Genomic DNA, 13375 nt, shown 5'->3' on the forward strand with positions numbered 1-13375 from the left:
ATGACCCGAGATTCGCGTCGGGTGGTGATCACCGGTCTCGGTGTGGTCTCTCCCATCGGCATCGGTGTGGCGCGGTTCCTCACCGGTATCAGGACCGGCCGGAGCGGCGTCAAGAAGATCACCTCGTTCGACACCAGCGGATTCCAGTACGCCAACGGCTGCGAGATCGACGATTTCGTGGCGGCCGACTGGATCCGGCGCGTCGATCCCGACGACCTCGGCCGGGCCAGCCAGTTCTCGGCGGCCGCGGCGCGGATGGCGGTGGCCGACGCCGGTATGCCCACCGAGGAGCTGCGCCGGCGGCGGGTACTGGTGTCGGTGGGCACGACCGACGGCGAGTCGCGCGACCTCGACACGCTCACCGCCCGGCAACTCGACGCCGGTGTGGAGAAGCTCGACGGGCGCACCGTGCGCCGCTCCGCGGCTGGGCGGCTGTCGTCCGGCGTGATCCGCGAGCTCGGCCTGACCGACGTCGAGGCGGTCACCATTCCCACCGCCTGCGCCGCCGGCAACTACGCGATCGGCACCGGGTTCGACGCGCTGCGGGCCGGCGAGGTCGAGGCGGCCCTGTGCGGCGGCGCCGACGCCGTCTGCCGCAAGACCTTCAGCGGCTTCTACCGGATCGGCACGATCGCGCCGGTGGCGTGCCAGCCCTTCGACCGGGACCGCAAGGGCATCCTGACCGGCGAGGGCGCCGGCATGCTGCTGATGGAGACGCTGGAGTCCGCGCTGGGGCGCGGCGCCCCGATCTACGCCGAGGTGCTCGGGTACGCCCTCAACTGCGACGCGCTGCACCCGGTGGCGCCGGACCTTGACAGCCTCGCCCGCTGTATCGCGCTCGCGCACCGGCACGCCGGCATCGAGCCCGCCGACGTGGACTTCATCTCGGCGCACGGCACCGGCACCCGGGCCAACGACGTGACCGAGACCGGCGCCATCACGAAGGTCTTCACGCGGCCGCCGCCAACGATCTCGATCAAGAGCATGATCGGTCACACCATGGGCGCCGCCAGCGCGCTCGCGGCGGCCGCATGCGCCCTCGCCATCCGGGAAGGGTTCATCCCCCCGACGATCAACCACAACGTCACCGACCCCGAGTGCGGCGTCGACTGCGTGCCCAACGAGGCCCGGCCGGCGGACGTCAACATCGTGCAGAACAACGCCCTGGCCTTCGCCGGCAACAACGCGGTGCTGATCCTCGGCCGGTACCGGGACGGGACGGCGGCGTGACGGCGTCACGGCGGATGCTGCTGCTGCACGGGTTGGGCGGCAACGCGTCCACATGGGACGGTTTCCTGCGCGGTGGCGCCCTGGGACACGAGGTGTGGTACGCCGACCTGCCGTGGCAGGGGTCGTCGGCCGAGCCAGGGTGGACCCGCCGGTGCGACCCGCAGCGGGTGGTGACCGACCTGGTGAACGGCGCTGCGCCGGGCTGTGCGCCCTTCGACCTCGTCGTCGCGCACTCCTACGCGGCCGGGCTCGTGCTGGCCGCCCTGGCCGCCGGTGACGTCCGCCCCGACGCGGTCGTACTTGTCAGCCCCTTCTACCGCGCGGACCCCGCGAGCTTCGACTGGCCGACGATCTCGTACAGCCTCAACGACTTCCACCTGGTCTTCGTGGAGGCGCTGCGGGTCAGCGGCGCCAGCCGGCCCGCGCGCACCCGCCGCGAGGCGAGCCACCGCGACTGGATGGGACGCCAACTGCGCGACCGCGTCGGCCCGTACGGCTGGATGGCGTTCTTCGACCTGTACCTGCGCACGCCGTTCCTTCGGCTCGACGAGGTACGGGTACCGGTGCTGGTGCTCCGGGGCGACGCCGACACCGCGAGCCGGCCCGAAGACAGCCACCAGCTGGCCCGCGCGCTGCCGAACGCCCGCTTCGCCAGCCTCCCCGGCTGCGGCCACTTTCCCATGATCGAAGAGCCCGCGGAGTTCTCCCGGGTCATCGGCCAGTTCCTCGAATCCACGTGGAGTTGATGTGACAGCCACCGCCACCGCACCCCAGCTCCCGATGGACGCGACGACGCTGGAGCTGCGCCCCCGGTACGAGGGCGCCAACATCGGCACCTGGATCGGGTTCAAGCACGTCAACTACCTGGTCGAGGAGGCGGTGCTCGGCCACCTGCGGGCGTGCGGCCACCCGGCCGGCCGGCTCCACGAGCGGTACGGGCTCGGCGCCGACCTCGTCGACCTGAACACCAAGATCCTGAACGTGTCGCAGGTCGACGACGTCGTCACCGCCAAGGTGCGCCCGGTGGGCGTGGAGAGCGGGCGGCTGCGCCTCGCCGTCGACCTCATGGTCGACCGGGACGGGCCGGTCCGGGCCGCGCGGGCCACGGCCGGCCTCAGCCTGCGCCTCGACCCCGGCGGGTGGCCGGCCGACCCGGTGCCCGACGAGCTCGCACCGATCACCGTCGACCGCCTCGGCCGGCCCGAGCCGCCGCTCGCCGCCGGCGCGGATCCGTTGGCCGGCCTGCTCGCCGGGCACAACGGGTTCGGCTGGGTGGCCCGGATGCCGTACTACTACTGCCATTTCTCCGAGCGCGTGCAGATGTCCGGCTACCTGCGTCACCTGGAGGCGGCCCTCGACCTGTTCATGGCGGACCGCGACGCCTCCATCGCGGGCATGCTGGCCGAGCAGAGCTGGATCCCGGTCGTGCACCACTCGTCGGTCAGCATCGTCGACGAGGCCAGGATGGAAGAGGACCTCTACACCGTCTTCGTGGTGGAAGACGTCTTCAAGCGCCTTACGTTCACCGCCCGGATGGACTGCTACGTGCGCCGCGACGGCGGGTTGGTGCGCACGGCGACGGGGCGGATAACCCACGGCTGGGCGGCCATCGAGGGACGCCGGTCCTGGCGCTTGGTGGCCTTCGACGACCGGCTCATGCGGGTCCTCACGGGCGGGGGCAGCCGATGACCCTCACCCTCTCGGCGTGGTCCGCGCTGTCGCCGTACGGCCTGGGACGCGAGGCGTTCACCGCGGGCGTCAGGGCCGGGCGCAGCGGCGTCGCCGTCCTGGACCGCGAGGCGTACCCGGGCCCGTTCGACCGGGCCGGCCTGGTACCCGACTTCACGGCGGCCGGCCACCTGGGACGCAAGGGCACCCGGTCCATGGATCGCGTCTCGGCCCTCGCGGTCGTACTGGTCCGCCAGTTGCTGGAGGAGATCGGCGCGGACGCGGTGGCCGACAGCGACGAGGTCGGTCTCGTGCTCGGCACCGGCTCCGGGAGCGTGCAGAGCATCATGGACTTCACCGCCGCGTCGTTCACCGGCCAGAAGCCCTATCACGTGGACCCGGCCCTGTTCCCGAACGCCGTGATGAACCGCCCGGCCGGCCAGTGCGCCATCTGGCACCGGATCAGGGGCCCCAACGCCACGGTCGCGGGCGGCGCGGCCACCGGCCTGCTGGCGCTCAGCTACGCGGCGCGGCTGCTGCGCGGTGGGCACTGCCGCCGGGCCCTCGTCGGCGCGGTCGAGGAGTACTCGGTCCAGCGCGCCTGGCTGGAGTGGCACGCGCGGGCGGCCGGCGTCGATGCCGGCGACGCGGACCAGGTGCCGCTCGCCGAGGGCGGCGCGCTGCTGCTGATGGAGGCGCCCGACGAGGCGCGCCGGGCCGGCCGGTCGCCGGTCGCCACCGTGCTGGCCACCCGCTTCATGGCCTTCGACGAGCCCGACCAGGCCCACGCGGTACTCGCGAACTGCGTCACCGCGGCGCTGCGGTCGGCCGGCGTGGCGCCGGAAGAGGTCGAGGTGGTGGTGCCGCTCGGCGCCGAGGGCGAGCTCGGCCGCCAGGAGGAACGGGCGACGGCCGGCGCGCTCGGCGGCACGGCGCCGCGCGTGCTGCGGTGCCGCCCGCTGCTCGGCGACGCCTCCGCCGCCTCCGCGGCGTTCCAGATCGCGGTGCTGCTCGCGACCGCGCGGCCGTACGGCCCGCGCGACACCGGAATCGGACTGGTGACCACGGTCGACCCGCACGGCGTGGTCGGCTGCGCGCTCCTGCGCACAGCCCCCGGGCCGGCGGAGCGAGCGCCAACTAGCAGAGCCTCGGGGAGTCGGGATGGGTGACAGCGGCCGGCCGGTGGCCGTCGTCAGCGGCGGCTCGCGCGGCATCGGCGCCCAGGTCGTCACGCGGCTGGCCCGCGACGGGTTCGACGTCGCCTTCTGCTACCGGGCGGACGGCGACGCGGCTGGACACGTGGCCAAGGAGTGCGCCGCGCTCGGCGCCGAGGTCTTCGTCCAGCGGGTCGACGTGACCGACCGGCAGGCGATCGAGCGTTTCGTGCGCGACGGCGAGGCGCGCCTGGGCCGCGTCCGGGCCGTCGTCTCGTGCGCCGGCATCGTCCGCGACAACCCCCTGCCGCTCATGACGGCCGACGACTGGCACGCGGTGCTCGACGTCAACCTCACCGGCACGTACCACCTGTGCCGCGCCGCCGCCTTCCGGATGATGAAGCGCCGCACCGGCGCGATCGTCACGCTCTCCTCGGTGGCCGGCGTCTACGGCAACGCGACCCAGGCCAACTACTGCGCCACCAAGGCCGGCATCATCGGCTTCACGAGGGCCCTCGCGAAGGAGCTGGGCCCGTACGGGGTACGGGTCAACGCGGTGGCGCCCGGGCTCATCGACACCGACATGGTGGCCGGGCTGTCGGCGGAGCGCTGCCGCGCGCTGGCCGAACGGATACCCCTGGGCCGCTTCGGCCGCCCCGACGAGGTGGCCGACCTCGTGGCGTTTCTGGTATCCGAGCGGGCCGGATACATCACCGGACAGTCCTTCGGCGTCGACGGCGGGCTCGTGCTGTGAAGGGAGCGACGATGGCGGAACCCCGCTTCTACTTCTCGCTGCGAAGCCCGTACTCGTGGCTGGCGTTCCGGGAACTGTCCACAAGGTACTCGGACGTGGCGGAACGGTTGGAGTGGCTGCCGTTCTGGGAGCCGGACCGCGACACCGACGCGCTGCTGGTCGAGCGGGGCGGCCGGTTCCCCTATGTGGAGATGTCGCGGGCCAAGCACCTGTACGTGCTGCAGGACGTGGCCCGGCTCGCCCGGGAACGCGGGATCGCGCTGCGCTGGCCGGTCGACCGGGCACCGGTGTGGGAGGTACCGCACCTGGCCTACCTCGTCGCGCGGCGGCACGGCGTCGGGCCGCAGTACCTCGCGGCGGCGTACCGCGCCCGGTGGGAGCGGGGGCACGACATCTGCGACCGCGCCACCATCCGCGCGATCGGTGCGGAGATCGGTATCGACGGCGACGAGTTGGCGGCCACCGCCGACGATCCGGCGCTGCGCCGCGAGGGCGCCGACGTGCTCCTGCGGGGCTGCCGGGACGGCGTGTTCGGCGTGCCGTTCTTCATCCAGGGTCGCGGCCGGTTCTGGGGGCTGGACCGGCTCGCCGCGTTCGCGGACCACCTCGGCGCTGCGCCGGTGCCCGACTGGGCCACAACCACAGTCGGGGCGGATCTTGGCGCGGACAGCGACCACGCGGGCGGGTGCGGCTGATGACCGCCGTGGCCTCGATCGTCGACGTCTCCAGCTACCTGCCGCCCACCGTGCCGCTCGCCGAGTTGCGCCACTCGTTGGGCCTCGACGACCAGCAGGCGCGCCGGTTCGGCCGGCTGTACGGGCTGGACCGCATCTGCCAGGCGCCCGACCAGACGGAGGCGGAACTGCTGACCGCGGCGGCCGCCAAGCTGGAGGCGTTGAAGGGCCAGGAGGACCGGGTCCGGTACGTCATCCGGGCCAAGGGGCTGGGCACCACCGCCCCGTACCCGATCATCCCGCTGCGCATCGCGACCGAGGCCCTGGGCCTGACGCGGGCCAGCGCCTTCGCGGTCGCCGACCACGGCTGCGCGACCGGCCTGCTGGCGCTGGACGTCGCGGCGACGCTGCTGGCCGGCGACGGCGACCCGGACGCCCTGGCGCTGATCCTGAGCGGTGACAAGACGTTCACGCCGTTCACCCAGTGGGTCGCCGACGTGACCGTCATGGGCGAGGGCGTGGCCGCGGTACTGGTCGGCGCCGACACCGGGCGGGACCGGATGCTCGGCTACGCCTCCCGCATCCACGGCCGTACGGACGCGGTCGTCGACATGACCCCGGAGATCGTCCGGCACGCCCGGCAGATCTATCAGAGCGCCCTCGCCGAGGTGGTGCACGCGGCAGTCGGCGCGGCGGGCATCACGATCCCGGACATCGACCTGGTACTGCCGCACAACGTCAACCGGGTGTCGTGGACGGTGGCGGCGGAGAACCTGGGGATTCCCCGGGATCGGCTCTTCCTCGACAACATCGCGCGGACCGGGCACTGCTTCTGCGCCGACCCTTTCATCAACTACGAGCGGGTCCGGCAGCTCGGCCTGCTGCGGCCCGGCGACCGCTATCTCATGACCTCGGCCGGTCTGGGACAGACCTTCGCGGCGATGGTTCTCCAGCACTAGCCATTGAGGACGGTGTCATGCCGAAACTACCGCCGGACTTCAACAGCCGGCTCAAGACGATGGTCGCGGGCACGCCGGACGCGTCGCTGGTGTTCCTCGCGAACTTCGAGGTCGAGGAGGAGTGGGGGCGCGGCGAGCAGCGCCTGCCCCGGTTCACGGCCGACAGCGGCGGGGCGCTCGTCACCGCGATGGACGAGTTCGCCGTCCTGCTGGCCGGTCCGGACGACCACGTCGTGCTCAAGACCGCGCCCGACGGCGACTATCTCGGGTACCTAGGCGATCTGGGTATCGCGTTGCCGGCGCTGCACGTCGCCGCGCCGTACCGGCGGACCGCCACCGTCACCGAGGCCGTACTGGCCGATCCCGCGCTGCTCGACCGGCTCGCCGCCCTCGGGCGCGCCGGTTGCCGGCTGGCGCCGCACGGGGTGTCGGCGAGCGAGGAGCGGCTGAGCGAGCGGACCGGGCTGCCGCTGATCGCGCCGCCGGCCGCGGTCTGCCGGGCGGTGAACAGCAAGATCTACAGCCGCCGGCTGGCTGACGAGGCCGGCATCCGCCAGCCCCCGGGCTGGGTCTGCGAGACCGTCACCGAGCTGGAACGGGCCCTGCCGGACGCGGCGGCACTGCTGGACAAGGGGCACCGGCTCGTCATCAAGGAGGCTTACGGCGTCTCGGGCAAGGGGCTGGCCGTGCTCGACAGCCGGCAGCGGCTCGACCGTCTCCATCGGATGATCGCGCAGCGGGCGAGTCGGGCGGGCGACGAGCGGATCGCCTTTGTCCTGGAGCGGTGGGTCGACAAGCGGGCCGACCTCAACTACCAGTGCACGGTCGGGGTGGACGGCGTGGTCCACTTCGACTTCGTCAAGCGGGCGCTGACCGAGAAGGGTGTCCACAAGGGACACCGGATGCCCGCCGACCTCTCCGCGGCCCAGCACGCCGTCCTGGCCTTCGCGGCGGACGCCATCGGCAAGAAGCTGGCGGCGGACGGGTACTTCGGCGTCGCCGGCGTGGACGCGCTGGTCGAACCGGACGGCGGGATCTACCCCGTGATCGAGATCAACGCCCGCAACAACATGTCCACGTACCAGATCCGGCTACAGGAGCGGTTCGTCGGCCCGGGACGGTGGGCGATGGCCCGCCACTACCCGCTGCGCCTGGACCGGCCGGTGGGCTTCGCTGCCGTGGCGGGCGCGGTCGGCGACCTGCTGCTGGGCCGCCCCGGCGGCGCCGGCCTGCTCGTCAACAACTTCGCGACGGTCAACGCCGGAGCGGGCGGCGACGGACCGTTCGACGGCCGGCTGTACGGGCTCCTCGTCGCGGACTCGGTCGAGGAGCTCGACGACATCGACGCCACGATCGAGGCCCGCCTGGCCGCTATGAAAGGAGACGGCTCGTGACCGACGAGATGACCGTGCAAGGCATCGGGATCGGCGACCTCGTCCGGCGCTTCGGAACCCCCTTCTACCTCTACGACGGCGCCGAGCTGTCGCGGCGGATCGGTGACCTGCGCCGGCTGATGCACCCGCGGCTGGAGGTCTTCTACTCGCTCAAGGCCAACCCGAACGTGTCGATCTGCGCGCTGCTGCGACATGGCGGCGCGCGGGCCGAGGTCTCGTCGATGGCGGAGCTGCTGACCGCGCTGCGGGCGGGCGTGGCGCCGGCGGACATCCTGTTCCTCGGGCCGGGCAAGAGCCGGGCGGAGATCGCGGCCTGCCTCGACCACCGCGTCTACGCGCTGGTCTGCGAGTCCTTCGGCGAGCTGGAGACGATCGACGCGCTCGCCGCCGAGCGTGGCCGCACGGCGGATGTGGCGCTGCGGGTCAACCCGGGGTTCTCGGCGAAGAACTCCGGCCTGACGATGGGCGGCAAGCCCCGGCAGTTCGGCATCGACGAGAGCCAGCTGTTCGCCGAGCCGGGCATGGCGAAGCGGTACCCCAACGTGCGGCTGATGGGCGTCCAGATCTACCTCGGCACGCGCATCCTGAGCGAGGACGTGGTGGTCGAGAACACCGCGCGCATCCTCGACCTCGCCGAGCGGCTCGCGGAGGAGCTGCGGTTCCCACTGGAACTGGCCGACATCGGCGGCGGGCTGGGTGTCGCGTACTTCGCCGGCGAACGCGACCTCGACCTCGCGGTACTGGCCGAGAGGCTGACGCCGGTCGTGGCCGCCTTCGCCGAACGGCACCCGGAGGCCCGGCTCGTCATGGAGGCGGGCCGCTACCTGACGGCGACCGCCGGCACGTACGTCACCAGCGTCCGGTACGTGAAGTCCTCGATGGGGGAGCGGTTCGCCGTCACCGACGGCGGCACCAACCACCACATGGCCGCCGTGGGCGTCGGCTCGTTCGTGCGCCGCAACTTCCCGTTCCAGCTCCTCAGCCGGATGGGCGAGCCGCCGAGCGGGGAGTGGCACATCGCCGGCCCGCTCTGCACGCCCAACGACACCCTCGGCAAGAACGTGGAGCTTCCCGACCTGCGCGTCGGCGACGTGCTCGGCGTGCTGCGCTCCGGCGCCTACGGGCCCAGCGCCTCGCCGGTGAACTTCCTGAGCCACGGACATCCGGCGGAGGTGCTCGTCCACGACGGCGAGCCCTACCTCATCCGCCGGCGCGACGCCGCCGAGGACCTCCTCGGGCCGCAGTACCTGCACGACTTCGGCCCGGCCGGTGGCCGGGCCCTGCCCCGCTGACCAGACGAAAGGACCGGCCGACCATGGCCCAGAACCTCCACACCGGCGCGGCGGCGCCGGATCGGGAACGCGTCGTCGAGGCGATCCTCGACCTGCTGCGCTCGGTGCTCGGCGCCGATGGCAGCGCGGTGACCGAAGACGCCAAGCTCTTCGACGAGCTCGGGCTCGACTCCACCGGCGTGCTCGACCTGATGCTCCAGCTCGAAGACGCGCTCGGCATCGAGTTCGACACCGACAACCTGCAACTGGAGCACTTCGGGTCGGTCCGCACGCTGGCCGACTACGTGATGGCCGAGACGGGTGAGTGAGCACTCCGGGTTCGGGCTGGCAACGTTGGCACACCGCCGGTTCGCCGGCGGCGAACGGCGCATCGACGACGCGTTCTCCGCACGGCACTTCGCCGACCTCACCCGCGGCCATGAGCTGTCGTACCGGCCGGAGCTGACCGCCCCGGCCGGCAACCCGTTCGCGGCCATGACGGCGGCGCTGCACGCGCAGGTGTGCGCCGACGGTGCCGGCGTCGAGTTGGGGCTCGTCGCGCACGCCACGCCCGACCTCGACTGCCGCCTCGCCACCAGCACGTACCTGTCCAGCGCGCTGCCGGATGTCCGGTTGTCGTTCGCCGTCTCCGAGAACGGGTCCTGCGCGCCCTACACCGCGCTGCGCCTGGCTCGGCTGTACGCGGCACGGCACGGCTTGCACCGGGTGCTGGTACTGGCGCTCGACCAGGCCACGATCCCGTACGACGTGCGGCTTCCCGCCGACCTGCGCCCCGCCGGGGACGCCGCCGCCGCGCTGCTGTTGACGACCGACGGTACCGGCGCGCCCGTCGAGGTCGGGCAGCGCGCCGGGGTCGCGCCCGCGCGGGTGCCCGAGACCGTGCGGGAGCTGGTGCGCGCCACGGCCACGCCACCGGCGCGGGTGCGGCTGGTCGACGGCACCGGCCTGGCGCCGGGCTGGTGGGCCGGCGTGCTCGATCCCGTGGTGCGGGCCCGGACCGCGCCGGCCGGCTACCGGGCCACCGCTACCTGGGGCGAGCTGGCGGCCGCGTGGCCCGGGGACGAGACGCTGGCGACGGTGCTTGTCGACTACGACCGGATCACCGCCGACCTCGGGGTGTGCGTGATCGGCCCGCCAGCGGGCACGGCATGACGGCCGGTCCCGACTGCTACCGGGCGGCGCGGACCGGCGGCCTGGCCCCGGCGCTGGAGTCGCTGACGGCGGCGCTCCTGCCCGGCGCGCTTCCCTACGGGCCGGCGGGCCACGCGGTCACCACCGCGACCGTCGCGGCGTCCGCGACTCACGCGTGGTTCGACGGCGTCCGGCACGACCGCGAGCCCGAAGGCGAGCGGACCCCTGCTGTGGCGGCCGTGCCCGGTGGTCCGGTGCTGATACTGCGCCGCGCGGCGCCGACGGCGGTGGGGCGGCCGTCCGCCGTGCCGCACCACGCCTGGCTGTCGGGGCTGGCCTGGCTGCGCCTGGGGCTGTCCGAGGCGCTGCGACTGTCCTGTATGGACTACCTCGGCGGTCGCCGCGTGGGCGCCACCGCCACGCTGCTGCACCAACAGCTCGTCAAGGGTACGGTCGCCGAGGCGGTCGCCGTCCACCTGGAGGCGCACGCCGTGCTGCGCGCACTCGACGGTGAGGCGAGCGGTGCGGCGGAGCGCGTGCATCGGCTCATCACGGGCGCCGACCGGGAACTCGTGCGGCTGCTGGGCGCCAGTGGATACGTCACCGGCGGCGTGGGGCAGGTGGCGGACGCCTCCGAGCTGCTGGCCGACGCCTACTGCCGCCAGGAGCCACCGTGCTGAGCCCCGGCGACGCCTCGCTGCACCGGCTGCGCGGCCAGATGCGCGAGTGGGGCGCCGATTTCCGCGACCGGGCGCTGGAGCTCGACCGCGACCCGCGGACGATCCGGCGGTGCCTGGACCTGCCGGCCGTCCGGTTCCTGGCGGCGATGGGTGTCCCGCGCCGCTACCGGCGGCCCGAGCTCATCGACGGGCACGCCTTCGACGGCGCCACCGCCGTGGAGCGCGTCGTGGTGATGGAAGAGCTAGCCCGCGCCGACGTCGGGATGCTGGTGTCCGCGCCGGGCCCGTTGCTGGCCGGCGTCCTGGTACAGGTCACCGGCGACGAGCGGCAGCGGGAATGGTTCTACGAGCGGGTACTCGACCGGCCACTGTGGACCTGTTTCGCGCTGACCGAGCCGGACCACGGGTCGGACGCCGCCTCCCTGCGCACCTCGTTGACCCGGCGACCGGACGGCGGTGCGGTGCTGCGGGGTGCCAAACGGTACGTGGGCAACGCCGTCCGGGCACAGGTGGCCGCCGTGTTCGGGCGTACCGGCGCGTCCATGCTCGGCATCGGCGCGGCTCTGGTCGAGACGTCGACCCCCGGATTCCACGCCGAGGTTATCGACACCATCGGGCTGCGCGGCGCCTGCCTCAGCGCGGTACGCCTCGACGATGTCGAGGTGCCGGCCGGGATGGTGCTCGGCCAGCACCTGTCGCCGAGCCGGCGCGGCGTGTGGGCCTTCACCCGGACGTTCAACCTGCTGCGCCCCGGGGTGGCGGCGATCGCCCTGGGCATCGCGCGGGGCGCCTACGAGTACCTGCTGGCCAGCCGCCGGTTGTGGACCCGCGGCGAGCAGCACCACCTGGACCGCCTCCGGCGCGACCTCGACGGCACCCGCGCGCTGGTGCTCAGCGCCGCCGAAGCCGTCGACGCCGAACCGGGCGAAGGGCACCTGGCGTCGGCGGCGAAGCTGCGCGCCGTGCGGCTCGCCGAGCACGCCACCGACCTGGCCTGCGCCCTGCTCGGGCCCGGCGCCCGGCTCGACCATCCGCTGCTGGACAAGATGGTGCGCGACGCCCGCGGGATGGAGTTCGTCGAGGGTACGAGCAACATGCAGCGTCTCACCATCTTCCACAGTGTCCTGTCGGGCAGGCTCGACCGTTCCCTCTCGATCAGGCGGAGCCGAGCAGCAGCGCCATCGCGCCGGTGACCAGCGCCTCGCACTCCGCCGCCGGGAGCAGGTGAGTGCCCGCGCGCAGCTCGATCGAGACGAACGAGTCGGCCACCAGGACGTGGAAGTTCAGCCCGGTGCAGGGCCGGTCGACCCGCTCGACGCTGGCGAACGGCGCGCCGCCCGCGACGGTGGGGTCCCAGCCCGCCGGTGGCTCGGACGCGGACTCGTCGATCCGTACGACGTTGACGCTCGGCGGCGTGACCGGTAGCTGATGCCCCGCGCCGCCCGTCGCTCGCTGCCGGGCGGTGAGCGCCTCCTGGTCGTAGTAGGAGTGCCGCAGCGCGGTGAGCCGTCCCCTGTTGGCCTCGGGGATCAGGCTGTCGAGGCGGCGCGGGTCGGGCACGTCGACGCGGATCAGCCCGGCCTGGGCAAGGGTGCAGACGCTCCGCTTCACGTCGGGGATGTGCCGGTTGGCGGACATCATGAACATCAGCACGCTGGAGCGATCGAGGTACCCGGCGAGCGTGCCGGCCACCGCGGCGACGGCGACCGCCGGCTCGCTCGCCCGCGTGGCGGCCACGAGCTCGGCCACCCGCTTCGGGGCGTCGGACGAGAACACCCGGGCGACGTGCATGGCGCCGCTGGGCGCGTCGAAGCCGGCGCCGAGAAGGCTGAGCTCGTCGCCCAGCTCGTCGTTGTGGCTCGTCCAGTAGGCGATGGCGCGCTCGTTGAGGGCCGCGCCGGCCGGCGACCGCTCGAACGCCACGATGTCGAGGGGTTGGCGGGAGGGCGGGGGCAGGTCGGGCGTGGCTCCGCGGGCCGCACCGTGCAGCGCCGCCCGCAGCTCCTCGTAGAGCACGTCGAAGCCGTACCGGTCGGTGGCGAGGTGGTGCGCGGCTATCCCGAGGAGCGTCCGTTCGCCGCCGCCCCGCAGCAGCGCCACCCGCAGCGGCCACGCCGACCGGACGTCCATGGCCGCGCTCAGCCACCGGTGCGCGTCGTCACCGTCGTCGAAGAGCTCCAGCGGGTACGCCTCCGACTCGACCGGCCACACGGTCTGCCGCGGCTGGCTGTCGCCGCCGGTGGCGAAGGTGGTGCGCACGGCCGTGTGTCGGGTGGCGACCGTCCGCACCGCCGCGCGGATGGTCGCCTCGTCGACGGCCTCCGGCAGTTCCAGGCCCTGCGTGAGGATGAGGCCGGGGGAGCGCCGCTCCGGCGGGAACTCCTGCTGCTGCCACCCCCACTGCTGGCCCCAGCTGAGCGGCGCGGACTCAAGATGCAT

At 73.3% G+C, this 13375-nt stretch carries 14 protein-coding genes; 13 read left to right on the top strand and 1 reads right to left on the bottom strand.

Annotated elements, in window-relative coordinates:
- The 13 genes from QMG73_RS22795 to QMG73_RS22855 are packed head-to-tail and all read left to right on the top strand — an operon-like array spanning window position 1 to window position 12129.
- Complete coding sequence (locus QMG73_RS22795) at window positions 1-1230, top strand: beta-ketoacyl-[acyl-carrier-protein] synthase family protein (RefSeq protein ID WP_281898815.1); 1230 nt, start codon at window positions 1-3, stop codon at window positions 1228-1230.
- Window positions 1227-1976 carry an alpha/beta fold hydrolase gene (locus QMG73_RS22800; RefSeq protein ID WP_281898817.1) on the top strand — a complete coding sequence of 250 codons (750 nt, stop codon included), beginning with the start codon at window positions 1227-1229 and terminating at the stop codon, window positions 1974-1976. Before QMG73_RS22795 ends, QMG73_RS22800 begins: the two co-directional genes overlap by 4 nt.
- Before the next feature lies 1 nt (window position 1977).
- The gene (locus QMG73_RS22805; RefSeq protein ID WP_281898819.1) at window positions 1978-2919 is read left to right on the top strand and encodes an acyl-CoA thioesterase family protein; all 942 of its coding nucleotides are present in this window, start codon (window positions 1978-1980) and stop codon (window positions 2917-2919) included.
- Window positions 2916-4067 carry a beta-ketoacyl synthase N-terminal-like domain-containing protein gene (locus QMG73_RS22810; RefSeq protein WP_281898820.1) on the top strand — a complete coding sequence of 384 codons (1152 nt, stop codon included), beginning with the start codon at window positions 2916-2918 and terminating at the stop codon, window positions 4065-4067. Before QMG73_RS22805 ends, QMG73_RS22810 begins: the two co-directional genes overlap by 4 nt.
- Window positions 4060-4806, top strand: a complete 747-nt coding sequence (gene fabG / locus QMG73_RS22815) for a 3-oxoacyl-ACP reductase FabG (protein ID WP_281898821.1) — start codon at window positions 4060-4062, stop codon at window positions 4804-4806. The genes QMG73_RS22810 and fabG overlap by 8 nt, the downstream gene beginning before the upstream one ends.
- Before the next feature lie 11 nt (window positions 4807-4817).
- The gene (locus tag QMG73_RS22820) at window positions 4818-5501 is read left to right on the top strand and encodes a 2-hydroxychromene-2-carboxylate isomerase (RefSeq protein ID WP_281898824.1); all 684 of its coding nucleotides are present in this window, start codon (window positions 4818-4820) and stop codon (window positions 5499-5501) included.
- On the top strand, window positions 5501-6439 hold the full coding sequence (locus tag QMG73_RS22825) for a 3-oxoacyl-[acyl-carrier-protein] synthase III C-terminal domain-containing protein (RefSeq protein WP_281898826.1): 939 nt from the start codon (window positions 5501-5503) through the stop codon (window positions 6437-6439). The genes QMG73_RS22820 and QMG73_RS22825 overlap by 1 nt, the downstream gene beginning before the upstream one ends.
- A gap of 17 nt (window positions 6440-6456) precedes the next feature.
- Window positions 6457-7833, top strand: coding sequence for a preATP grasp domain-containing protein (locus QMG73_RS22830; RefSeq protein ID WP_281898828.1), 1377 nt, complete (start codon window positions 6457-6459; stop codon window positions 7831-7833).
- Window positions 7830-9125 carry a type III PLP-dependent enzyme gene (locus QMG73_RS22835; protein ID WP_281898830.1) on the top strand — a complete coding sequence of 432 codons (1296 nt, stop codon included), beginning with the start codon at window positions 7830-7832 and terminating at the stop codon, window positions 9123-9125. The genes QMG73_RS22830 and QMG73_RS22835 overlap by 4 nt, the downstream gene beginning before the upstream one ends.
- Before the next feature lie 23 nt (window positions 9126-9148).
- Window positions 9149-9433, top strand: coding sequence for an acyl carrier protein (locus tag QMG73_RS22840; RefSeq protein WP_281898832.1), 285 nt, complete (start codon window positions 9149-9151; stop codon window positions 9431-9433).
- Complete coding sequence (locus tag QMG73_RS22845; protein WP_281898834.1) at window positions 9426-10277, top strand: hypothetical protein; 852 nt, start codon at window positions 9426-9428, stop codon at window positions 10275-10277. The genes QMG73_RS22840 and QMG73_RS22845 overlap by 8 nt, the downstream gene beginning before the upstream one ends.
- A complete protein-coding gene (locus QMG73_RS22850) occupies window positions 10244-10936 on the top strand; it encodes a hypothetical protein (RefSeq protein ID WP_281898836.1) in 693 nt (230 codons plus the stop codon). Before QMG73_RS22845 ends, QMG73_RS22850 begins: the two co-directional genes overlap by 34 nt.
- Complete coding sequence (locus QMG73_RS22855) at window positions 10930-12129, top strand: acyl-CoA dehydrogenase family protein (protein WP_281898838.1); 1200 nt, start codon at window positions 10930-10932, stop codon at window positions 12127-12129. Before QMG73_RS22850 ends, QMG73_RS22855 begins: the two co-directional genes overlap by 7 nt.
- Here the strand turns inward: QMG73_RS22855 and QMG73_RS22860 are convergent.
- Window positions 12092-13375, bottom strand: coding sequence for a condensation domain-containing protein (locus QMG73_RS22860; RefSeq protein ID WP_281898839.1), 1284 nt, complete (start codon window positions 13373-13375; stop codon window positions 12092-12094). The two genes, QMG73_RS22855 and QMG73_RS22860, sit on opposite strands and share 38 nt — an antisense overlap.

It is taken from the genome of Phytohabitans aurantiacus (genome assembly GCF_027923225.1).
In the GTDB taxonomy this organism is placed as follows: Bacteria; Actinomycetota; Actinomycetes; order Mycobacteriales; family Micromonosporaceae; genus Phytohabitans; species Phytohabitans aurantiacus.

Bases quoted from the DNA above. Each gene is read 5' to 3' on its own strand.
- QMG73_RS22795 (WP_281898815.1), top strand. From the start codon at position 1: ATGACCCGAGATTCGCGTCGGGTGGTGATCACCGGTCTCGGTGTGGTC.
- QMG73_RS22810 (WP_281898820.1), top strand. From the start codon at position 2,916: ATGACCCTCACCCTCTCGGCGTGGTCCGCGCTGTCGCCGTACGGCCTG.
- fabG (WP_281898821.1), top strand. From the start codon at position 4,060: ATGGGTGACAGCGGCCGGCCGGTGGCCGTCGTCAGCGGCGGCTCGCGC.
- QMG73_RS22820 (WP_281898824.1), top strand. From the start codon at position 4,818: ATGGCGGAACCCCGCTTCTACTTCTCGCTGCGAAGCCCGTACTCGTGG.
- QMG73_RS22825 (WP_281898826.1), top strand. From the start codon at position 5,501: ATGACCGCCGTGGCCTCGATCGTCGACGTCTCCAGCTACCTGCCGCCC.
- QMG73_RS22830 (WP_281898828.1), top strand. From the start codon at position 6,457: ATGCCGAAACTACCGCCGGACTTCAACAGCCGGCTCAAGACGATGGTC.
- QMG73_RS22840 (WP_281898832.1), top strand. From the start codon at position 9,149: ATGGCCCAGAACCTCCACACCGGCGCGGCGGCGCCGGATCGGGAACGC.
- QMG73_RS22860 (WP_281898839.1), bottom strand. From the start codon at position 13,375: ATGCATCTTGAGTCCGCGCCGCTCAGCTGGGGCCAGCAGTGGGGGTGG.